We start from the raw sequence: 20,873 nt of genomic DNA, 5'->3' as shown, positions 1-20,873 counted from the left end.
GTTAATCCAGCAACGAAATCGCGGTCGGTGCGTCGTCGCCGACCAGCGCCAGGTCTTCGAATTCGTTGACGGCGTTGATCTCGGTACCCATGGAAATGTTGGTCACACGCTCCAGGATGATCTCGACAATCACTGGAACCTTGAACTCTTCGATCAGCTCCTGGGCCTTGCGCAGGGCAGGCTGGATCTGAGCCGGTTCGAACACACGCAGTGCCTTGCAACCGAGGCCTTCGGCAACTGCGACGTGGTCCACACCGTAACCGTTGAGTTCCGGGGCGTTCAGGTTGTCGAAGGACAGCTGCACGCAGTAGTCCATGTCGAACCCGCGCTGCGCCTGACGGATCAGACCCAGGTACGAGTTGTTCACCACGACGTGGATGTACGGCAGCTTGAACTGCGCCCCCACCGCCAATTCCTCGATCATGAACTGGAAGTCATAGTCCCCCGACAGGGCCACGACTTTACGGTTCGGATCAGCCTTGACCACGCCCAGCGCTGCCGGAATGGTCCAGCCCAACGGGCCTGCCTGACCGCAGTTGATCCAGTGGCGCGGCTTGTAGACGTGCAGGAACTGCGCGCCGGCAATCTGCGACAGACCGATGGTGCTGACGTAGCAGGTGTCTTTGCCGAACACCTGGTTCATCTCTTCGTAAACGCGCTGTGGTTTTACCGGCACATTGTCGAAGTGAGTCTTGCGCTGCAGGCTGGCTTTGCGCTGTTGGCAGTCTTGCAGCCAGGCGCTGCGGTTCTTCAGCTTGCCGGCGGCTTGCCATTCGCGAGCGACTTCGATGAACACGGTCAGCGCGGCAGCGGCGTCGGAAACGATGCCCAGGTCCGGGGTGAACACGCGGCCGATCTGGGTCGGTTCGATGTCGACGTGAATGAACTTGCGGCCTTCGGTGTACACGTCAACCGAACCGGTGTGACGGTTGGCCCAACGGTTGCCCACGCCCAGAACCACGTCGGACTTGAGCATGGTTGCGTTGCCGTAGCGGTGCGAAGTCTGCAAGCCAACCATGCCCACCATCAGCGGGTGATCGTCTGGAATGGTGCCCCAGCCCATCAAGGTCGGGATCACCGGAATGCCGGTCAGCTCGGCGAACTCCACCAGCAAGTCGCTGGCATCGGCGTTGATGATGCCGCCACCGGCCACCAGTAATGGACGCTCGGCCTGGTCCAGCATGGCCAGGGCTTTTTCAACCTGAACGCGGGTAGCGCTCGGCTTGGCCAATGGCAGCGGCTGGTAGGCGTCGATGTCGAATTCGATTTCAGCCATCTGCACGTCGAACGGCAGGTCGATCAGCACCGGGCCTGGACGGCCGGAGCGCATTTCATAGAAAGCCTTCTGGAACGCGTAAGGCACCTGGCCCGGTTCCATGACGGTGGTCGACCACTTGGTGACTGGCTTGACGATGGTGGTGATATCGACAGCCTGGAAGTCTTCCTTGTGCATACGGGCGCGGGGTGCTTGCCCTGTGATGCAGAGGATTGGAATCGAGTCGGCCGAGGCGCTGTAGAGCCCGGTGACCATGTCGGTGCCGGCAGGGCCGGAAGTACCGATGCACACGCCGATGTTGCCGGCCTTGGTGCGGGTGTAGCCCTCGGCCATGTGCGAGGCGCCTTCAACGTGGCGAGCGAGTACGTGATCGATGCCGCCGACCTTTTGCAGGGCGGAGTACAGCGGGTTGATGGCGGCACCCGGGATGCCAAAAGCGGTATCGACCCCTTCACGGCGCATCACCAGAACGGCGGCTTCGATTGCTCTCATTTTGCTCATGGTTTTGTGCCTCTTTACGTTTTGTAATTGTATACAAGTGGCTTTGCGCAGAGTGTATTCACGGCGGACGGCGCAGGTCAATCCATTTTCTCAAGCGCTTGTTTCATTCGTCGGAAGGCCAATCTACTGTGGCTTTTCGTCGCATGTGGCGCCTTTCGAGAATTATTGTATACAAAAAAATAATTCATTGTGTTCTATTTGTTGCATCGGGCCGCGCAACACAAAGCAGTCCAACGGCTTTCCCTATAACAAAATGAGGACGGCACCATGAGCGCTTTAACCTTGAAAGTCGCAGTCAACCTGGCCGATCAGGCCATCACCGCGGGGCGGGCGATCTCTGCCGCGCCATTGACCGTTGCAGTACTGGATGCCGGCGGGCACCTGATTACGCTGCAACGGGAAGACGGCGCCAGCCTGCTGCGCCCGCAGATCGCCATCGGCAAGGCCTGGGGCGCGATTGCCCTGGGCAAGGGCTCACGCCTGCTGGCACAGGACGCCCAGCAACGCCCGGCCTTCTTCGCTGCGCTGAATAGCCTGGGGCAGGGCAGCGTCGTCCCGGTGCCGGGCGGCGTATTGGTTCGGGATCAAGACGGGACTGTGTTGGGGGCGGTCGGTATCAGTGGAGATCTGTCTGATGTCGATGAGCAATGTGCGATCCGCGCGATCGAGGGGCAGGGGTTGAAGGCGGATGCGGGGGTGGCTGGTTGATCTTCGGCGTCTGATTTACCGCTTTCGCGGGCTTGCTCGCGAAAGCAATCTCCCAGACTCATCCAGCTAAAAGTCTGCGCCATTTCGCGCAGCCATTCGCGAACTACTTTCCTGCGCACTTTCGCCCCAGAACAGCTTTTTAGCTGCCTGCTTTTCCCGTTGAAATTTCCATCCGGTAAATTCCGATTTTTTAGAATTTTGTGCGAAACATTTGGGTGTTGCCGAATATTTTCGCAAGAATATTCACAGGTATCACTCGTATCATTCTCTCGGAACAAGCCGAGAGCTTTGCAATGAAAACAACACTATCGTGGTGGGATATCAGCCCGCCTTTGAGCACCGCTACACCTACCTGGCCGGGTGACACACCTTTTCAGGAAGAGCGCGTGTGGAGCTTCGGACCCGAGTGTCCGGTGAATGTCGGGCGTATCACCCTGTCGCCTCACACGGGTGCCCATGTCGACGCGCCGCTGCATTACAGCGCTGATGGCGCGGCCATTGGCGATGTGTCACTCGATGTCTATATGGGGCCTTGCCGTGTGCTGCATTGCCTGAACAGCGGCCGGCTGGTGCACCCCGGGCAGCTTGAAGGTCGCTTGCAAGACCTGCCTGAACGGGTGCTGCTGCGCACCTGGCGACAAGCGCCGTTGAGCTCCTGGGATCCGGATTTCACCGCAGTCGCCAAAGAAACCGTCGACCTGCTGGCGAGCCTCGGTGTGCGCTTGATCGGTATCGATACGCCGTCGCTGGACCCTCAGCAATCAAAAACCATGGATTCGCACAATGCCGTAGCCCGACATGGCATGGCCATCCTCGAGGGCATCGTGCTTGATGACGTCCCGGAAGGGGACTATGAATTGATCRCGCTGCCGCTGCGTTTTGCCCATCTGGACGCCAGTCCGGTCAGGGCGATTTTACGTCCACTGAATAAACCGCCACTTGAGGAGCCGACTCAATGAGCCAATGCCCCTATTCACCTGCAAACCAGACGGAAGAATGGCATAACGCCGAGCTGAATTTTTCCGAATCCATGAGCTACGGCGACTACCTGGATCTGGGGCGCATTCTCAGCGCACAGCACCCGTTATCTCCGGACCATAACGAGATGCTGTTCATCATCCAGCATCAGACGTCAGAGCTGTGGATGAAGCTGATGCTGCACGAGCTCAAAGCCGCCCGTGAACACATTCGATTGGGAGAGTTGCCGCCCGCTTTCAAGATGCTGGCGCGGGTCTCGCGGATTTTTGATCAACTGGTGCATGCCTGGACAGTGCTGGCCACCATGACACCCACCGAGTACCACGCGATACGGCCGTTTCTGGGGCAGTCATCGGGCTTCCAGTCGTTCCAGTACCGCGAGATCGAATTCATTCTGGGCAACAAAAGCGCGACCCTGTTGCGCCCCCATGCGCATCGGCCGGAACTGTTGCAGTCGCTTGAAAAGGCGATCGCCACACCGTCACTGTATGACGAGGCGATTCGCTTGATGGTCAGCGCGGGCTTGACCATTGACCCACAGCGATTCGAGCGCGATCCGACCAGTCCGACGGCGCATGACGCGTCGGTCGAAGCAGCCTGGCGCGAGGTCTACACCGACCCTTCGCGTTATTGGGATCTCTATCAGTTGGCGGAGAAACTCATCGACCTTGAGGATTCGTTCCGGCAATGGCGCTTCCGGCATGTGACCACGGTCGAGCGGATCATCGGCTTTCAACCAGGGACCGGTGGCACAGAAGGTGTCGGTTATCTGCGCAAGATGCTCGATACCGTGCTGTTCCCGGAGTTGTGGCGAGTGCGCTCAACTCTCTAATTTACCGAGAGTAATGTCTGAACGCTTAAACCGAGCGGCAATTGAATAAATTGATGCATTCAAACCATGCCTGACCATAACAATTAGAAGGTAATCAGATGGCGGATGAAATCTTGCGACAAGGCGAGCTCAAGCGAGGGCTGAAAAATCGTCATATTCAGCTGATCGCATTGGGCGGAGCGATAGGTACCGGGTTGTTTCTCGGCTCTGCCGGAGTACTCAAATCGGCCGGGCCGTCGATGATCCTCGGCTATGCGATTGCCGGGTTCATCGCCTTTCTGATCATGCGCCAGTTGGGCGAGATGATTGTCGAGGAACCGGTGGCCGGCTCCTTCAGTCATTTTGCCCACAAGTACTGGGGCGGCTATGCCGGCTTTCTGTCCGGCTGGAATTACTGGGTGCTGTATGTGCTGGTGGGCATGGCAGAGTTGACGGCTGTCGGCAAGTACGTGCAGTTCTGGTGGCCGGAAGTCCCCTCCTGGGTCAGCGCGGCGGTGTTCTTCGTCCTGGTCAATTTGATCAATATGATGAACGTCAAAGTCTTCGGCGAGATGGAGTTCTGGTTTGCAATCATCAAGGTCGTAGCGATCATTGGCATGATTGCCCTGGGCTGCTACATGTTGTTCAGCGGAACGGGCGGCCCGCAGGCCTCGGTCAGCAATCTGTGGAGTCACGGCGGCTTCTTTCCCAACGGCACCACCGGATTGCTGATGTCCATGGCGTTCATCATGTTCTCCTTCGGCGGTCTGGAGCTGGTCGGCATCACCGCCGCTGAAGCCAGCGAGCCGGGAAAAGTGATTCCCAAGGCGATCAACCAGGTGGTTTATCGCGTGCTGATCTTCTACGTCGGCGCACTCACCGTGTTGCTATCGCTGTATCCGTGGGATCAACTGCTACAGACACTGGGCGCTTCGGGCGATGCCTATGGCGGCAGCCCGTTCGTGCAGATCTTCTCCTTGATCGGCAGCGACACCGCAGCGCACATCCTCAATTTCGTGGTGCTCACCGCGGCGCTCTCTGTCTATAACAGTGGCGTCTACTGCAACAGCCGCATGCTCTATGGCCTGGCCGAACAGGGCAACGCGCCCAAGGCGCTGATGAAACTGAACAAGCAGGGCGTGCCTCTACTGGCGCTGGGCGTATCTGCGTTGATCACCATGCTGTCCGTGCTGGTTAACTACCTCGCCCCCCATGAAGCGCTTGAGTTGCTCTTTGCACTGGTGGTCGCATCGCTGATGATCAACTGGGCGATGATCAGCCTGACGCACCTGAAATTTCGCAAAATCATGGGCCAGCGAGGCATCGTGCCGGGCTTCAAGGCGTTCTGGTTTCCCTACAGCAATTACCTGTGCCTGGCCTTCATGGCCATGATCGTCTGCGTCATGCTGATGATTCCAGGGATACGCGCTTCAGTCTTCGCCATACCGGTGTGGGTGTTGATCATCTTCAGCTTTTACCGGATGCGTATGGCCAAGGATCGGGCCTTGCCGTTGGTTCAATAGCCTTCCCGCTGACAAAAGCCCCGACATTCAATGAGTGACGGGGCTTTTTAAACGGATAAAACAGCCGTTTTGTGGCGTGGAACCTGCTCTTTTCAAGCCTGATACGCGCTATCAGAGCGCGCTGAAAAATATTGCCGTGGGTGCGTCGTGATGAGTAGCAACGCTGATCCGCAGTTTCGCGACATTCGTATCGATCACTATGACCTCGAGGGTGCAAGGAACTGGATGTCTGGTATCTGCGGGCCGCACCGCCTCCAGACTTCGACGCCTGAGCGGATCCGCTTTCATCACAGCGCCAATGTGTTCAAGTCGATGGCCACGACCCTGGGCACTCTCTCATATGGCACCGACGTCACCATCGATATCGAAGACGCCGAACACTTCAGTAGCTACAGCCTGAGTTTGCCGTTGGTGGGCGCGGTGATGATCACCACCTACTTCACCGATGCCTTCACAATGACCTTGGTATTCGGTGTGCCTTTCCTGCTGATCCTCACGGTTGTCTACTGGATCTTCTTCAGAAAACCCGGGGCAGCCGTGGCGTTGAATCCGCTGCCGAAGGTTTAGAGGGCGCAAACATGCAATCCCGACCGGCAGTTTTCATGGACTGCCGAGTCGGCATTGATCCTGGGCCGCTATCAGTCCGGCTCACATCCCTTGAGCACCAACCGGATAATCGTCTGCGCTGCCGCTTCGTAATCTTCTTCATCCAGCCTGGCCTTGCCGGTGATGGCGGTGATCTGCCAGTCGAAGTCGGCGTAGGTCTGGGTCGCGGCCCAGATGCTGAACATCAGGTGGTTGGGGTCGATGGGGGCGATTTGCCCGCGGTCGATCCAGGTCTGGATGCACTCGATGTTGTGTTTGGCCTGGCCATTGAGCTGTTCGACCAGATCGCTGCTCAGGTGGGGGGCGCCGTGCATGATTTCGCTGGCGAACACCTTGGAGGCGAAGGGCAGGTCGCGGGAAATGCGGATTTTCGAGCGGATGTAGCCACTGAGCACTTCGCTGGGCACGCCGTCGGCGTTGAACGGCGTCGAGGCCTGCAGGATGGGCTCGATGATGCTTTCCAGGACCTCGCGGTAGAGGTTTTCCTTGGATTTGAAGTAGTAGTAGACGTTAGGCTTGGGCAGCCCGGCCTTGGCCGCGATGTCGCTGGTTTTGGTCGCAGCGAAGCCTTTGTCGGCGAATTCCTCACTGGCGGCACGCAGGATCAGTTGTTTGTTGCGCTCGCGGATAGTGCTCATAAACCGGGTGATTCCTTGCCTGTTCTGGCGGTTGCGCATGGTATCACCGGCCTCGCGCGGCGCTCAAGAATGCACCGCAGCCCGTGATGCCGCGCTATGCTGCTGCGCATTCATTGCAGAAGGAAACCCGATTCATGGCAGGAAGCAGTTTGCTGGTACTGATCGACGATATCGCGGCCGTGCTGGACGATGTGTCATTGATGACCCAAATGGCCGCCAAAAAAACGGCCGGCGTACTCGGTGACGACCTGGCACTCAACGCCCAGCAAGTCAGCGGCGTGCGTGCCGAACGGGAAATCCCGGTGGTCTGGGCGGTCGCCAAGGGTTCGTTCATCAATAAATTGATCCTGGTGCCGTCGGCGCTGGCCATCAGTGCGTTCACTCCGTGGCTGGTTACACCGCTGTTGATGGTCGGCGGTGCCTATCTGTGCTTCGAAGGCTTTGAAAAACTCGCCCACAAGTTCCTGCACAGCAAGGCTGAAGATGTCGCCGAGCATGCGCAGTTGGTCGAGGCTGTGGCCGACCCGGCCACCGACCTGGTGGCGTTCGAAAAGGACAAGATCAAAGGCGCGATCCGCACCGACTTCATTCTTTCGGCAGAAATCATCGCCATCACCCTCGGCACCGTGGCCGGCGCTCCATTGACCCAGCAAATCATCGTGCTTTCTGGCATTGCCATTGTTATGACTGTCGGCGTGTACGGATTGGTGGCGGGTATCGTCAAGCTCGACGACCTGGGCCTGTGGTTGACCCAAAAGCCCGGGCAGATGGCGAAAAGCATCGGCGGCGGGATTCTGCGTGCGGCACCGTACATGATGAAAAGCCTGTCGGTGATTGGTACGGCGGCGATGTTTCTGGTGGGCGGCGGGATCCTCACGCACGGTGTGCCGGTGGTGCATCACTGGATCGAAAGTGTTGGCGCGGCGGCGGGTAGTGGCGGATTTGTCGTGCCGGTGTTGCTCAATGGCGTGGCGGGGATTGTCGCAGGGGCGGCGGTGTTGGTTGGCGTCATGGCTGTCAGCAAGATCTGGAAAGCCCTGAAGGGTTGAATTCAGAACTCTTTCTACAAGCAATACATAACAAATGTGGGAGCGAGCTTGCTCGCGATGAGGCCATATCATTCAACATCTAAGTTGACTGAAACACCGCCATCGCGAGCAAGCTCGCTCCCACAGGTTTTTGTGTGGCCGAATTACTCGGCGATCTGCAACTTGCGCGCCTCGGTGTACACGTAACGCACTTTCTCGTACTCGAATGGCGAGTTCAACTGGCCATAACGGAAGGTGGTCTGGTGGCGCTTGTCGATGCTGCGCAGGATCCAGACTTCCGGATGGTTGGAGCTGACTTCGGCAACGTTGAGGAAGTTGATCGCATTCTCTGCCGTGTAATCCACCGCCAGGCCGCCGGTGTCACGCAGGTTGGACGGACCGAGGATCGGCAGGACGAAGTAAGCGCCGCCCGGCACGCCGTAGAAGCCCAATGTCTGGCCGAAGTCTTCGCTTTGGCGCGGCAGGCCCATGGCGGTGGCCGGATCCCACAGGCCGGCGATGCCGATGGTGGTATTGAGCAGCAGACGTCCGGTGGTTTCCAGTGAGCGCTGGCCCTTGAGTTGCAGCAGGCTGTTCAACAGGTTCGGCACGTCGCCGAGGTTGTTGAAGAAGTTGCTGACACCAGTGCGCAGGAAGCTCGGGGTGACGTAGCGGTAACCATTGACCACCGGCAGAAACACCCATTGGTCGAAGCGGTAGTTGAAGTGATAGACGCGCCGGTTCCACTCTTCCAGCGGATCGTAGACTGCCAGTGCGCTGAGCGTCGAACGCTCGAACTCGCGCTGGTCCAGGCCCGGGTTGAATTTGAGTTTGCTCAGCGGTTCCTTGAAGCCGTCACTGTCGACGACCACGGGGGTGTTGGCTTTGCTGTTGTCGGCATTGGCGACGCCTGCACAGAGTAACGCTGCGAAAAGCAGGAGATGTTTAGCCACGGAAGAACTCCAGCATGGCGTCGCTGTTGACGCGGTAGTTAATGTTGCCGCAGTGGCCGCCGTACGGGTAAACGGTCAGGCGATCACCGAAGGTCCTGCGCAGGAAGCCCAGGTCGCCAGGGCCGAGGATCACGTCATCGGCGTTGTGCATGACAGCGATTTTCGGGCTTTCGTGCAGGTAGTCCTTCAGCGCATACAGGCTCACCTGGTCAATCAGCTGCAGCAGGCTGCCGCCGTCGGTGCGGGCGCGCCACATCGGGATGACTTGTTCGGTGATGTAGCAGTCGAAGTCGCATTGCAGCGCACGCTTGAGGAATGGCGTGAGGCTGGTGCCCTCGGTGATCGGGAACTTGGGTGGGGTGATCAGGCCGCGACGGTTGATCAGGTCCGAAGTGAAGGCAATGTCGGCTGCCGAAAAGCGGAACGACGTCCCGATCAGCATGGCCATCTGTTCGTTGGTCAGGTGCTGTTTGGATTGCTGGAAATCGTAGAGCAGGGCGTCGTTGAGGTCGATGTAGCCCTTCTGCTGGAAGTAGCGGGTCAGTTTGTTCAGTACCAGTTCATAGAACGTGGTGCTGTTGTTGATGCCCTTGACCTCGGTCTGGACCAGCTTGTCGAGGTTGGTGATCGAGGTGTAGAGGTTGACCGGCGGGTTGAGCAGCAGGACTTTCTTGAAGTTGAAGCTGCGGCGGGTTTCGTCCAGGTGCGCGACGAATGCGGCATCCAGTGCGCCCAGGCTGTACCCGGTCAGGTAGTAATCGGTGACCGGCACTTTCGGGTTCTGTGCCCGCACGGCCTGCATCACCCGGTACATGTCTTCGGCGTCTTCCTTGGAAACGCCCGGCGTGGCGAAGCGTGAAGCGGAACTCATGAAGTCATAGCTGGTGGGCGATGACAACTGCACGACGTGGTAGCCGGCTTTGTAATAGAGCTTTTTCAGGTATTCATTCAGGCTGCTGTCATAACGTGCACCGGTGCCGGCGATCAGGAAAATCAGCGGCGCGGCGTGATCCTGCGTGGCAATGCGATAGTCGAGTTTCTTGACCGCCCAGAAATTGTCCGGCAATTCGAACGCCCGTTCCGGACGCAAGGTGACGCTGCGCACCGTCTGATCGATGTCATCGTCCAGCGGCAACTCCGGACGCAGGTCCGGCGGCGTGGTCGCGATGGTCGCCTCGAACGGGTTGGTCAGGGGGTAGCCATAACTGGCGGCGTCAATGTCGACCGCCAGTGCGGACGCACTCAATATAAGGCCGCCAAACAGGGCGACGAAGCGCAAGGAACGGAGCATGACTAAATCCCTTAGAAGAAGGTGCCGAATGAATTTCGCAGGCTATGACCACCGGATCTGCGCCAAAGTGCCAACCCTCGGCACCAAACAGGCTTAATTTCGAAGTAATAGTAGCCGGACGATACACTTTGCAGCGATTGAATGACCAGTTAACAGATGTTATCGCTTGCGAAACGCTTAAGGGCGATTAAGCTGGCCGCCGTTTTTCGCCAATTGGAGTGCTCCATGTCTCGCCGCCTGCCCGTGATTCTGCTGCTTGTTTTGCTGCCTGTATGGCTGGCCGCCAGTTATGGCGCGCGTTATGGCTTCATGGAGGATGCTCAGTGGGTCGGCATTTGTGTGGATGAGGCAAGCCGCTGGGAATGCCAGGTGCGTTCGAACCTGGGGCTGATGATCCACTTCGGCGTTCTGGGCTGGGCAGCGTTGGGCGCGGCGATCATCGGCTTTGTCGTGCCGGGGCGGGCAGGTTGGTGGCTGGCGGTGCTGGCGCTGGTGTTCGGCTTTCCGGCGCTGGCGTTGTACAACACCACGCTGGCGGTGTTGGCGGTGGTGATTGCGGGATTGCGGTTGGTCAGGGCTTCCCGGAGCGCCTGATAGTCCGTCATCGCGAGCAGGCTCGCTCCCACAATTGATCTTTGTCGCACGTAAACTTTGTGTTCACCGAAGGTCTACTGTGGGAGCGAGCTTGCTCGCGATGAGGCCATTCGGGTCGCTAAAGAGTTAAACCTTGCGAACCCGCAAGCAACGCCACAACGCAGCCACCATCAACACACTCACCAGCGTCCAACCCCAGGCCTGCTGGTTCTGCAAACCTTCACCGAACAATTGCGGCGCAATGCCGGCGCCGATGATGAAGGTCAGCAGTGCAATCTCCCGACGCGGCACGCTCACCGGACGGCACAGATAAACCAGCGCCGGCACGATGAACGCGACGCTCGGGAAGCTGCGATAGCGTGGATCGAACACCAGCTCCAGCATCATCACTGCCGCCGCGAAACCTGCCGTTGCCACCAGCCAACCAGCACGGCGCTCCAGCAAGTTGAAAGCCCGCCCACGCCATCCGCTGCGAGGGCTCAATGTCAGCGCAGCATGGGTCAGCACCAGAAAATTCAGAGCGGTCAGCAATCCGACCCACAACCACTCACTGGTAAAACGCGTGGTAACCCGTGCCAGATCGCCCCAGGCGCCAATCGAGCAGGCTGCCAATGCACCGAGCAGTGGCAGTACCAGCGCCGAGCGTGTCGTGCGGACCCGACCACCGAGCAGCAAGGTACCGAGGAAGATCAATCCGCCTAACGCCAGCCATTGCGACCAGTACGGTACGTTTGTCACTGGCCCGGCCAGCACGCCCTTGTCCTGGCGATCTGCATCGAACAGTCCCCAGTAACCACCGACAGCTCCTTCACTGGCGCGTTTCCATGGCTGGTCGAAGGCTTCGATCAGGTTGTAGTGCCAGCCTTGTTGCTCGGCCATGGCGACAAATCCACGAATGAACCTGGCTTCGTTGACCCGACTCGGCAGGGCCGTTTCGCGCTGGCGACCTTCGCTGGGCCAGCCGGTTTCGCCGATCAGTACATCCTTTGGCGCGAATTTGTTGCCGAACACTTGGCGCACTTCGGCCACATGTCGCAGGGCGGCGTCGATGTTCGACGGATCATCTTCCCAATACGGCAGCAAGTGGATGGTCAGGAAGTCCACGGCGGGGGCGATTTCCGGGTGCTTGAGCCAGAACTCCCAGACGTCGGCATAAGTGACAGGCTGTTTGACCTGGCTTTTGACCTTGTTGATCAGTGTCGCCAATTGTGCGCCGGTGACTTCCTTGCGCAGCAGGGTTTCGTTGCCGACGATCACCGCGCTCACCACATCCGGGTTGGCGTTGGCCGAGGCGATCAGCAGGTCGACTTCTTTCTCGGTGTCCACCGGGTTGCTGTTCACCCATGCGCCAATCATCATTTTCAAGCCGTGCTTGCGCGCCAACTCCGGCAGGGCCTCGAGGCCGGTCATGGAATAGGTGCGGATGCATTCGAAACGGGTCGCCAGCAGCGTGAGGTCGGCGTCCATGCGCTCGGGGCGCAAGTTGAATGGCACGTCGAACGGCGATTGATCCTTGTCGAACGGCGTGTAGGACGCGCATTGCAGCTTGTGCGTTGCGCTGGCCACGTCCGGCAATATCACCGGTTTACCGAGGCCGTACCAGAAGCCGCCCAGGGCAAACAGCCCGAGCAGGCAAGCGAATAGATAAGCAGCAAAAGGGAAGCGGGATGTCGCGGACATGGTCAGGCCGTGTGGGAGCAAAGCGGCGCATGTTACCTGCATTTACCGCGTGCTTGGTGGCCTGCATGATTTTGACATGCAAAGTTCGGGCGGATTGGCAGCGGGGGGTGTTGCGGTGAGGATTAATGGCTTTCTGATGTCGTTTCTCGATGCCTTGAGGTCGCTGGCAGAGCAGGTCGCGATGAGCGTCAGGTTGATGATCGGCGTGTCAGTACTCCGCTGATGTTCGGACGAGTTTGCGGTGAGGCGTGATGGGGGCGCTGGGCACCATAACAATACGTTTAAGCGACTCGGCATCCGTCGAGTGCAGCACTTTCGGGGAAGTAACGATGAAGATGCGACGACTCTTGGGCGCAGGTGCCGCTTTGGTGCTGGCGATCAGTTCTACCGTGGCCAGTGCCGCTGGGAAGGAAGTGACGATCGGTTATGTCGATGGCTGGTCGGACAGTGTCGCCACGACCAACGTGGCTGCCGAAGTGATCAGGCAGAAACTCGGTTATGACGTGAAGCTGCAAGCCGTTGCCACCGGGATCATGTGGCAGGGCGTGGCTACAGGCAAACTCGACGCCATGCTGTCGGCCTGGCTGCCGGTGACCCACGGCGAATACTGGACGAAGAACAAGGATCAGGTCGTCGATTACGGCCCGAACTTCAAGGACGCGAAAATCGGCCTGATCGTGCCGGAGTACGTTAAAGCCAAGTCCATCGAGGACCTGAAAACCGACGACAGCTTCAAGAATCGCATCGTCGGCATCGACGCCGGTTCAGGCGTGATGCTCAAGACCGATCAGGCCATCAAGGACTACGACCTGACCGGCTATCAACTCAAGGCCAGTTCCGGCGCCGGCATGATCGCCGAGCTGACCCGTGCCGAGAAGAAAAACGAATCCATCGCAGTGACCGGCTGGGTGCCGCACTGGATGTTCGCCAAGTGGAAACTGCGCTTCCTCGAAGACTCGAAAGGCGTGTACGGCGCGGCTGAAACCGTGAACAGCATCGGCAGCAAAGGCCTGGAGGCCAAGGCGCCGGAAGTGGCCAAGTTCCTGAAGAACTTCCAGTGGGCATCCAAGGATGAAATCGGTCAGGTGATGCTGGCGATTCAGGATGGTGCCAAGCCTGAAGCGGCGGCGAAGGATTGGATCGCCAAACACCCGGAGCGTGTGGCTGACTGGACTAAATAAACCTCGATCAAGCGCTTGTCGCGGATTAAAAGCTCGCCTGGAGCGATTGCCAGGCGGGCTTTGTTGTTTCTGGATTCTGCAAATTATTCGTGTGGCGAGGGAGCAAGCTCCCTCGCCACAGGGGTTCTAAGACTAAGGTCGTCTGGAACCTGCCCCGCAGCCGCATAGAGTGGATACCGTTCCAACTAAATCTGTGCTGCGAGGATAAAAACAATGAACGACAGCATTTACCTCTCGATTCAAAACAGCCCGCGCTTCAAGGAGCTGGTTAGCAAGAGGGAACGATTCGCCTGGATTCTTTCGGCGGTCATGCTAGGGCTTTACTCCGGATTCATCCTTCTGATTGCCTATGGGCCGCAGGTGCTGGGGGCGAAAATCAGCCCTGAGTCCTCGATTACCTGGGGCATACCGATCGGTGTCGGGCTGATTGTTTCGGCTTTCGTCCTGACCGGTATTTACGTGCGACGCGCCAACGGCGAATTCGACGACCTGAACAATGCGATTCTCAAGGAGGCTCAGCAATGATCCGCCGTCTAATGGCTCTTTTGAGCATCGCAGCTTTCGCGCCTGGCGCTTGGGCGGCAGACGCCCTGACCGGTGCCGTGCAGAAGCAACCGCTTAACGTGTCGGCGATCTTGATGTTTGTCGCCTTCGTTGGTGCCACCCTGTGCATCACCTACTGGGCTTCCAAGCGTAATAATTCGGCGGCCGACTACTACGCCGCTGGCGGCAAGATCACCGGTTTCCAGAACGGTCTGGCGATTGCCGGTGACTACATGTCGGCAGCGTCCTTCCTGGGTATTTCCGCGCTGGTGTTCACCTCCGGCTACGACGGCCTGATCTACTCGATCGGCTTCCTGGTGGGTTGGCCGATCATTCTGTTCCTGATCGCCGAGCGCCTGCGTAACCTGGGTAAATACACCTTTGCCGACGTGGCGTCCTATCGCCTGGGGCAAACCCAGATTCGCTCGCTGTCCGCTTGCGGTTCGCTGGTGGTGGTGGCGTTCTACCTGATCGCGCAAATGGTCGGTGCCGGCAAGCTGATCCAGTTGCTGTTCGGTCTCGATTACCACGTTGCGGTGATCCTGGTCGGTATTCTGATGTGCCTGTACGTGTTGTTCGGCGGCATGCTGGCGACCACCTGGGTGCAGATCATCAAGGCAGTCCTGCTGCTGTCCGGTGCTTCCTTCATGGCACTGATGGTGATGAAGCACGTCAACTTCGACTTCAATATGCTGTTCTCCGAGGCGATCAAGGTTCACCCGAAAGCTGAAGCGATCATGAGCCCGGGCGGCCTGGTGAAAGATCCGGTCTCGGCGTTCTCCCTTGGCCTGGCACTGATGTTCGGTACTGCTGGCCTGCCGCACATCCTGATGCGCTTCTTCACCGTGAGCGATGCAAAGGAAGCTCGCAAGAGCGTGTTGTACGCAACCGGCTTCATTGGCTACTTCTACATCCTGACCTTCATCATCGGCTTCGGCGCGATCCTGCTGGTCAGCACCAACCCGGCCTTTAAAGACGCTGCCGGCGCGCTGTTGGGCGGTAACAACATGGCGGCGGTGCACCTGGCCAACGCGGTTGGCGGCAGTATTTTCCTGGGCTTCATCTCGGCGGTGGCGTTCGCGACCATTCTGGCAGTGGTTGCCGGTCTGACCCTGGCCGGTGCTTCGGCGGTGTCCCACGACCTGTACGCCAGCGTTATCAAGAAGGGCAAGGCCAACGAGAAGGACGAGATCCGCGTCTCGAAAATCACCACCATCGCCTTGGCGGTGCTGGCAATTGGTCTGGGTATCCTGTTCGAGAGCCAGAACATTGCGTTCATGGTGGGCCTGGCGTTCTCCATCGCGGCAAGCTGCAACTTCCCGGTGCTGCTGCTTTCCATGTACTGGAAAAAGCTGACCACTCGCGGTGCGATGATCGGCGGCTGGATGGGGCTGGTCAGTGCCGTGGGCCTGATGGTGCTTGGTCCGACCATCTGGGTGCAGATCCTGCATCACGAGAAGGCCATCTTCCCGTATGAGTACCCGGCGCTGTTCTCGATGATGATTGCCTTTATCGGGATCTGGTTCTTCTCGGTTACCGACAAGTCCACTGCGGCTGACAATGAGCGGGCGCTGTTCTTTCCGCAGTTTGTTCGTTCTCAGACTGGCCTTGGGGCGAGCGGGGCGGTATCGCACTAAGGCTTGATGCATTTATATAGCTAGCGATGTTTTATGAAGTGCTCCGGTCGAGAGATCGGGGCACTTTTTTATTGTGCGTTAATCGACCTGAATTTTGCGGATGTACCCGATTTACTGTGGGAGCGAGCTTGCTCGCGATGGCGGCCTGTCAGCCGGCCTGTCTTTTGCTGACCGTGTACATATCCATTCCTGCGGTAACGGCCACCTACGGTTTCGCCCTTACGGCGACTCACTTTTTTTAACAAGCGCCTCAAAAAAAGTAAGCAAAAAAAGCGCTCGCCCCGAACGTACGGCCCCTCGCTAAGGCTCGGGGTTCCTTCGCTCCGGCATTCATCCGGGGGCATTGCCCTCCGGTCTGCTTCGCGACGACCTACATGCAATGAGTTCGACTGCGTCGAACGGCGCTGCGCGCCAATCCCCGGATGAACACCTCCGCTCAGCCTCCCGAGGGGGCGGGTGGATCAAGATCAAAAGCTGCAGGCGAGCTAACGCTCGGCCTGATGAGTGGTGAAGAGCAGAGGGTATGCCGAGCCTAGGCGAGGCACCGAATGTCAGGGGCAAGAGCCCTTGGTTACTTGGGGCTTTTCCAAGTGACCCGCTGTAAGAGCGGAATCCTAAGTGGCCGTTCCCGAAGAAACGGATATGCGCTCGATCAAAAAAAACGCGACAAAGCGCACAAACAAAAACGGCCTCCTGCTCTTTATATAAAAAGCAGAGGCCGTTCCCGGTACAACTCAACACCCTACAGCAAGACGGTGCTTACTTACGGTCTTCCAGCTTGGTGATATCACGCGACTCGTAGCCGGTGTACAGCTGGCGCGGACGGCCAATCTTGTACGGGCTGGAGAGCATTTCTTTCCAGTGGGAGATCCAGCCGACGGTACGCGCCAGGGCGAAGATCACGGTGAACATGCTGGTTGGAATGCCGATCGCCTTGAGGATGATCCCCGAGTAGAAGTCGACGTTCGGGTACAGCGAGCGCTCGATGAAGTAAGGGTCGGTCAGGGCGATCTCTTCCAGGCGCATGGCCAGTTCGAGTTGCGGATCGTTCTGGATGCCCAGTTCCTTCAACACTTCGTCGCAGGTCTGCTTCATTACTGTGGCGCGCGGATCGCGGTTTTTGTAAACGCGGTGACCGAAGCCCATCAGTTTGAACGGATCGTTCTTGTCCTTGGCCTTGGCGATGAACTTGTCGATGTTCGAGACATCGCCGATTTCATCGAGCATGGTCAGTACGGCTTCGTTGGCGCCGCCGTGGGCAGGGCCCCACAGTGCAGCGATACCGGCGGCGATACAGGCGAATGGGTTGGCGCCCGAAGAGCCCGCCAGGCGCACGGTGGAAGTCGACGCGTTCTGCTCGTGGTCGGCGTGGAGGATGAAGATCCGGTCCATGGCCTTGGCGAGTACCGGGCTGATCGGTTTGATCTCGCACGGGGTGTTGAACATCATGTGCAGGAAGTTTTCCGCGTACGACAGGTCGTTGCGCGGGTACATCATGGGTTGGCCCATGGAGTACTTGTAAACCATCGCGGCCAGGGTCGGCATCTTGGCAACCAGGCGGATCGCGGAAATTTCGCGATGCTGCGGGTTATTGATGTCCAGGGAGTCGTGGTAGAAGGCCGAGAGGGCGCCGACTACGCCGCACATGACGGCCATCGGGTGGGCGTCGCGACGGAAGCCGTTGAAGAAGGTCTTCAGCTGCTCGTGAACCATGGTGTGGTTCTTCACGGTGCTGACGAACTGGGCCTTCTGTTCTGCGGTCGGCAGTTCGCCGTTGAGCAGCAGATAGCAGGTCTCCAGGTAGTCCGACTTTTCAGCCAGCTGTTCGATCGGGTAGCCGCGGTGCAGCAGGATGCCGTTGTCGCCGTCGATATAGGTGATCTTCGACTCGCAGGAGGCGGTCGACATGAAGCCTGGGTCAAAGGTGAAACGGCCCGTGGCCGTCAGGCCCCGAACATCGATAACATCGGGACCAACGGTGCCGGTTAAAATGGGCAGCTCGACGGGGGCTGCGCCCTCGATGATCAACTGCGCTTTTTTGTCAGCCATGTGGCCTCCTATTTATGCTTGAAATCATCAGACAGACCCCCCACGCAGGGCCCGCACCACTATAGTGAGATAAATTCGAATGTCAATTTGCCTAAAGTCTTGCTCCAGAAGGCTTTAACCGGACTTTTTTCTCGAAATTGCCTGCCATTTACGCCTTTTATGTCAGTTGCGCAATCCGCTGTTTGGGTTAGGTCTTTGCGTTGTCATTAGTAGCCTAACTGTCTATACTCGGCCACCGACCGCCAAGGGCTTTTGGGCCTGCTTTATTGGGGGTCGCATCCCTGGGTGGTGGTTACCTGACCAGTGCACTCCCCAACAACTTTGCCCTGATTGTTAGGGGCTCTTCAGTGTGAAAAAAAAGCCGTGAAAAGCCAACGACCTGTAAACCTAGACCTAAGGACCATCAAACTCCCCATCACCGGCGTTACGTCGTTTCTTCACCGTGTTTCCGGCATCATTCTCTTCCTGGGCCTTGGCTTCATGCTTTATGCATTGGGCAAATCCCTGGGTTCCGAGGAAGGTTTTGTCGACGTGAAGACAACCTTGACCAGTCCTCTGGCCAAGTTCGTAGCATGGGGCCTCCTGTCCGCTCTGCTGTATCACTTGGTAGCCGGAGTGCGCCATCTGATCATGGATATGGGCATCGGCGAGACGCTGGAAGGCGGCCGCCTGGGCTCGAAAATTATCATCGCCGTTTCCGTGGTGCTGATCGTTCTGGCAGGAGTTTGGATATGGTAACCAGCGTTACGAACCTTTCGCGTTCCGGTCTTTATGACTGGATGGCGCAACGTGTGTCTGCGGTCGTTCTCGCGGCTTATTTCATTTTCCTGATCGGATACCTCGCTGCGAACCCTGGCATTGGCTATGACCAATGGCATGGCCTGTTCGCCCACAACGGGATGCGTATCTTCAGTCTGCTGGCCCTTGTGGCCCTGGGCGCTCACGCCTGGGTCGGCATGTGGACCATCGCGACCGACTACCTGACGCCAATGGCGCTGGGCAAGTCCGCGACTGCAGTGCGTTTCCTTTTCCAGGCGGTATGCGGCGTTGCGATGTTCGCTTACTTCGTCTGGGGTGTGCAGATTCTCTGGGGTATCTGATTCATGGCTAACATTCCAACGATTTCTTTCGACGCCATCATTATTGGTGGTGGCGGTGCCGGCATGCGCGCAGCGCTGCAACTGGCACAGGGCGGTCACAAGACTGCCGTGATCACCAAGGTTTTCCCGACCCGTTCGCACACTGTATCCGCCCAGGGCGGCATCACCTGCGCAATCGCGTCGGCTGACCCGAACGATGACTGGCGCTGGCACATGTACGATACCGTCAAGGGTTCCGACTACATCGGTGACCAGGACGCTATCGAATACATGTGTCAGGAAGGCCCGGCTGCCGTTTACGAGCTGGACCACATGGGTATGCCATTCTCGCGTACCGAGCAAGGCCGTATCTACCAGCGTCCGTTCGGTGGCCAGTCCAAGGACTACGGTAAAGGCGGCCAGGCTGCGCGTACTTGCGCTGCTTCCGACCGTACCGGTCACGCACTGCTGCACACCCTTTATCAGGGCAACCTGAAAGCCGGTACCGTGTTCCTGAACGAGTACTACGCGGTTGATCTGGTGAAGAACCAGGACGGCGCGTTCGTCGGCGTGATCGCCATCTGCATCGAAACCGGCGAAACCACCTACATCCGTGCCAAGGCCACCGTACTGGCTACCGGCGGTGCAGGTCGTATCTACGCTTCGACCACCAACGCCCTGATCAACACTGGTGACGGCGTTGGCATGGCGCTGCGTGCCGGCGTACCGGTGCAAGACATTGAAATGTGGCAGTTCCACCCGACCGGCATCGCCGGCGCCGGTGTACTGGTTACAGAAGGTTGCCGTGGTGAAGGTGGATACCTGATCAACAAGCACGGTGAGCGTTTCATGGAGCGTTATGCTCCGAACGCCAAAGACCTTGCCGGTCGTGACGTTGTTGCCCGTTCGATGGTTAAAGAGATCATCGCCGGCAACGGTTGCGGTCCGAACGGCGACCACGTGATGCTCAAACTCGACCACCTGGGCGAGGAAGTGCTGCACAGCCGTCTGCCAGGCATCTGCGAACTGTCGAAGACTTTCGCGCACGTTGACCCGGTTGTCGCTCCGGTTCCGGTTGTTCCGACCTGCCACTACATGATGGGCGGCGTTGCCACCAACATTCATGGCCAGGCGATGACCCAGAACGCCGAAGGCGTGGATCAGATCATTCCTGGTCTGTTCGCTGTAGGTGAAGTGGCTTGCGTATCGGTTCACGGTGCCAACCGTCTGGGCGGCAACTCGCTGCTCGACCTGGTGGTATTCGGCCGCGCTGCCGGCCTGCACCTGGAAAAAGCGTTGACCGACGGTATCGAATACGACGACGCCACCGACGCCGACATCAATGCAGCGTTGGCACGTCTGTCCGCTCTGAACGAGCGTACCGAAGGTGAAGACGTGGCTACCCTGCGTCGCGAGCTGCAAAACTGCATGCAGAACTACTTCGGTGTATTCCGTACCGGCGAATACATGCAGAAGGGTATTGCCCAGCTGGCTGACCTGCGCAAGCGCATCGCCAACGTGAAGATCAACGATAAGTCGCAGGCGTTCAACACTGCACGTATCGAAGCGCTGGAACTGCAGAACCTGCTGGAAGTGGCCGAAGCCACCGCCATCGCTGCAGAAGTACGTAAAGAGTCCCGTGGTGCTCACGCCCGTGAAGACTTCGAAGATCGTGACGACGAAAACTGGCTGTGCCACACCCTGTACTTCCCGGGTGACAAGCGCGTGACCAAGCGTGCCGTGAACTTCTCGCCGAAGACTGTTCCGACTTTTGAACCTAAGATTCGGACTTATTAA

19 protein-coding genes are annotated in these 20,873 nt (G+C 58.3%); 13 read left to right on the top strand and 6 right to left on the bottom strand.

What is annotated here, in order from left to right; translation table 11 throughout:
- Position 1: 1 nt before the first annotated feature.
- The gene (gcl, locus tag AC1D1M_RS11585) at positions 2-1,777 is read right to left on the bottom strand and encodes a glyoxylate carboligase (RefSeq protein WP_108218690.1); all 1,776 of its coding nucleotides are present in this window, start codon (positions 1,775-1,777) and stop codon (positions 2-4) included.
- A 267-nt stretch (positions 1,778-2,044) separates the two neighbouring features.
- On the opposite strand from gcl, the gene AC1D1M_RS11580 reads away from it, so the two are divergent.
- The 5 genes from AC1D1M_RS11580 to AC1D1M_RS11560 all read left to right on the top strand — a co-directional run bounded on the left by AC1D1M_RS11580 (position 2,045) and on the right by AC1D1M_RS11560 (position 6,364).
- A complete protein-coding gene (locus AC1D1M_RS11580; protein WP_007939170.1) occupies positions 2,045-2,485 on the top strand; it encodes a GlcG/HbpS family heme-binding protein in 441 nt (146 codons plus the stop codon).
- 293 nt (positions 2,486-2,778) lie between these two features.
- Entirely contained in the window at positions 2,779-3,444 is a 666-nt protein-coding gene (kynB, locus tag AC1D1M_RS11575; protein WP_477775738.1) for an arylformamidase, read from the top strand.
- Positions 3,441-4,295: a tryptophan 2,3-dioxygenase gene (kynA, locus tag AC1D1M_RS11570; protein ID WP_477775737.1), complete on the top strand. Its 855-nt coding sequence runs from the start codon at positions 3,441-3,443 to the stop codon at positions 4,293-4,295. Before kynB ends, kynA begins: the two co-directional genes overlap by 4 nt.
- Before the next feature lie 98 nt (positions 4,296-4,393).
- Positions 4,394-5,797, top strand: a complete 1,404-nt coding sequence (locus AC1D1M_RS11565) for an amino acid permease (RefSeq protein WP_477775736.1) — start codon at positions 4,394-4,396, stop codon at positions 5,795-5,797.
- Positions 5,798-5,947: 150 nt separating this feature from the next.
- Positions 5,948-6,364: an AraC-like ligand-binding domain-containing protein gene (locus AC1D1M_RS11560; protein ID WP_477775735.1), complete on the top strand. Its 417-nt coding sequence runs from the start codon at positions 5,948-5,950 to the stop codon at positions 6,362-6,364.
- 71 nt (positions 6,365-6,435) lie between these two features.
- Here AC1D1M_RS11560 and AC1D1M_RS11555 read toward each other — a convergent pair whose 3' ends face one another.
- A complete protein-coding gene (locus AC1D1M_RS11555) occupies positions 6,436-7,041 on the bottom strand; it encodes a TetR/AcrR family transcriptional regulator (RefSeq protein ID WP_477775734.1) in 606 nt (201 codons plus the stop codon).
- Positions 7,042-7,175: 134 nt separating this feature from the next.
- Here AC1D1M_RS11555 and AC1D1M_RS11550 point away from each other — a divergent pair, with 134 nt between their 5' ends.
- Positions 7,176-8,090 carry a DUF808 domain-containing protein gene (locus AC1D1M_RS11550; protein WP_477775733.1) on the top strand — a complete coding sequence of 305 codons (915 nt, stop codon included), beginning with the start codon at positions 7,176-7,178 and terminating at the stop codon, positions 8,088-8,090.
- A 143-nt stretch (positions 8,091-8,233) separates the two neighbouring features.
- Here AC1D1M_RS11550 and AC1D1M_RS11545 read toward each other — a convergent pair whose 3' ends face one another.
- Both AC1D1M_RS11545 and AC1D1M_RS11540 read right to left on the bottom strand, forming a co-directional pair.
- Positions 8,234-9,022, bottom strand: a complete 789-nt coding sequence (locus tag AC1D1M_RS11545) for an MlaA family lipoprotein (RefSeq protein ID WP_477775732.1) — start codon at positions 9,020-9,022, stop codon at positions 8,234-8,236.
- Positions 9,015-10,313, bottom strand: coding sequence for a serine/threonine protein kinase (locus AC1D1M_RS11540; protein ID WP_477775731.1), 1,299 nt, complete (start codon positions 10,311-10,313; stop codon positions 9,015-9,017). Before AC1D1M_RS11540 ends, AC1D1M_RS11545 begins: the two co-directional genes overlap by 8 nt.
- A 225-nt stretch (positions 10,314-10,538) precedes the next feature.
- Between AC1D1M_RS11540 and AC1D1M_RS11535 the strand changes: the two genes are divergently transcribed.
- Entirely contained in the window at positions 10,539-10,907 is a 369-nt protein-coding gene (locus AC1D1M_RS11535) for a hypothetical protein (RefSeq protein WP_477775730.1), read from the top strand.
- A gap of 126 nt (positions 10,908-11,033) precedes the next feature.
- Here the strand turns inward: AC1D1M_RS11535 and AC1D1M_RS11530 are convergent, their stop codons facing one another.
- Positions 11,034-12,629: a glycoside hydrolase family 17 protein gene (locus AC1D1M_RS11530; RefSeq protein WP_477775729.1), complete on the bottom strand. Its 1,596-nt coding sequence runs from the start codon at positions 12,627-12,629 to the stop codon at positions 11,034-11,036.
- Positions 12,630-12,916: 287 nt separating this feature from the next.
- Between AC1D1M_RS11530 and AC1D1M_RS11525 the strand changes: the two genes are divergently transcribed.
- The 3 genes from AC1D1M_RS11525 (at position 12,917) to AC1D1M_RS11515 (ending at position 15,948) form a co-directional block, all read left to right on the top strand.
- Complete coding sequence (locus AC1D1M_RS11525; protein WP_477775728.1) at positions 12,917-13,768, top strand: glycine betaine ABC transporter substrate-binding protein; 852 nt, start codon at positions 12,917-12,919, stop codon at positions 13,766-13,768.
- 213 nt (positions 13,769-13,981) lie between these two features.
- A complete protein-coding gene (locus tag AC1D1M_RS11520) occupies positions 13,982-14,293 on the top strand; it encodes a DUF485 domain-containing protein (protein WP_477775727.1) in 312 nt (103 codons plus the stop codon).
- Complete coding sequence (locus AC1D1M_RS11515; protein WP_477775726.1) at positions 14,290-15,948, top strand: cation acetate symporter; 1,659 nt, start codon at positions 14,290-14,292, stop codon at positions 15,946-15,948. The genes AC1D1M_RS11520 and AC1D1M_RS11515 overlap by 4 nt, the downstream gene beginning before the upstream one ends.
- Positions 15,949-16,707: 759 nt before the next feature.
- Here AC1D1M_RS11515 and gltA read toward each other — a convergent pair.
- Positions 16,708-17,997 carry a citrate synthase gene (gltA, locus tag AC1D1M_RS11510; protein ID WP_007977501.1) on the bottom strand — a complete coding sequence of 430 codons (1,290 nt, stop codon included), beginning with the start codon at positions 17,995-17,997 and terminating at the stop codon, positions 16,708-16,710.
- Positions 17,998-18,360: 363 nt separating this feature from the next.
- Between gltA and sdhC the strand changes: the two genes are divergently transcribed.
- From sdhC to sdhA, 3 genes are read left to right on the top strand one after another with little or no spacing between them, the layout of a single operon-like run.
- The gene (gene sdhC, locus AC1D1M_RS11505) at positions 18,361-18,735 is read left to right on the top strand and encodes a succinate dehydrogenase, cytochrome b556 subunit (protein WP_477775725.1); all 375 of its coding nucleotides are present in this window, start codon (positions 18,361-18,363) and stop codon (positions 18,733-18,735) included.
- A complete protein-coding gene (sdhD, locus tag AC1D1M_RS11500; protein ID WP_007977503.1) occupies positions 18,729-19,097 on the top strand; it encodes a succinate dehydrogenase, hydrophobic membrane anchor protein in 369 nt (122 codons plus the stop codon). The genes sdhC and sdhD overlap by 7 nt, the downstream gene beginning before the upstream one ends.
- 3 nt (positions 19,098-19,100) lie before the next feature.
- Positions 19,101-20,873: a succinate dehydrogenase flavoprotein subunit gene (sdhA, locus tag AC1D1M_RS11495; protein ID WP_477775724.1), complete on the top strand. Its 1,773-nt coding sequence runs from the start codon at positions 19,101-19,103 to the stop codon at positions 20,871-20,873.

This window comes from Pseudomonas sp. P1_F7, assembly GCF_056405655.1.
The sequence above is the reverse complement of the archived record's forward strand: the minus strand, read 5'-3'. Positions and strand labels throughout refer to the sequence as shown.

Excerpts from the sequence above, each read along its gene's own strand:
- gcl (WP_108218690.1), bottom strand. The coding sequence starts at position 1,777 with ATGAGCAAAATGAGAGCAATCGAAGCCGCCGTTCTGGTGATGCGCCGT.
- AC1D1M_RS11580 (WP_007939170.1), top strand. The coding sequence starts at position 2,045 with ATGAGCGCTTTAACCTTGAAAGTCGCAGTCAACCTGGCCGATCAGGCC.
- kynA (WP_477775737.1), top strand. The coding sequence starts at position 3,441 with ATGAGCCAATGCCCCTATTCACCTGCAAACCAGACGGAAGAATGGCAT.
- AC1D1M_RS11565 (WP_477775736.1), top strand. The coding sequence starts at position 4,394 with ATGGCGGATGAAATCTTGCGACAAGGCGAGCTCAAGCGAGGGCTGAAA.
- AC1D1M_RS11560 (WP_477775735.1), top strand. The coding sequence starts at position 5,948 with ATGAGTAGCAACGCTGATCCGCAGTTTCGCGACATTCGTATCGATCAC.
- AC1D1M_RS11555 (WP_477775734.1), bottom strand. The coding sequence starts at position 7,041 with ATGAGCACTATCCGCGAGCGCAACAAACAACTGATCCTGCGTGCCGCC.
- AC1D1M_RS11550 (WP_477775733.1), top strand. The coding sequence starts at position 7,176 with ATGGCAGGAAGCAGTTTGCTGGTACTGATCGACGATATCGCGGCCGTG.
- AC1D1M_RS11540 (WP_477775731.1), bottom strand. The coding sequence starts at position 10,313 with ATGCTCCGTTCCTTGCGCTTCGTCGCCCTGTTTGGCGGCCTTATATTG.
- AC1D1M_RS11535 (WP_477775730.1), top strand. The coding sequence starts at position 10,539 with ATGTCTCGCCGCCTGCCCGTGATTCTGCTGCTTGTTTTGCTGCCTGTA.
- AC1D1M_RS11530 (WP_477775729.1), bottom strand. The coding sequence starts at position 12,629 with ATGCAGGTAACATGCGCCGCTTTGCTCCCACACGGCCTGACCATGTCC.
- AC1D1M_RS11525 (WP_477775728.1), top strand. The coding sequence starts at position 12,917 with ATGAAGATGCGACGACTCTTGGGCGCAGGTGCCGCTTTGGTGCTGGCG.
- AC1D1M_RS11520 (WP_477775727.1), top strand. The coding sequence starts at position 13,982 with ATGAACGACAGCATTTACCTCTCGATTCAAAACAGCCCGCGCTTCAAG.
- AC1D1M_RS11515 (WP_477775726.1), top strand. The coding sequence starts at position 14,290 with ATGATCCGCCGTCTAATGGCTCTTTTGAGCATCGCAGCTTTCGCGCCT.
- gltA (WP_007977501.1), bottom strand. The coding sequence starts at position 17,997 with ATGGCTGACAAAAAAGCGCAGTTGATCATCGAGGGCGCAGCCCCCGTC.
- sdhD (WP_007977503.1), top strand. The coding sequence starts at position 18,729 with ATGGTAACCAGCGTTACGAACCTTTCGCGTTCCGGTCTTTATGACTGG.
- sdhA (WP_477775724.1), top strand. The coding sequence starts at position 19,101 with ATGGCTAACATTCCAACGATTTCTTTCGACGCCATCATTATTGGTGGT.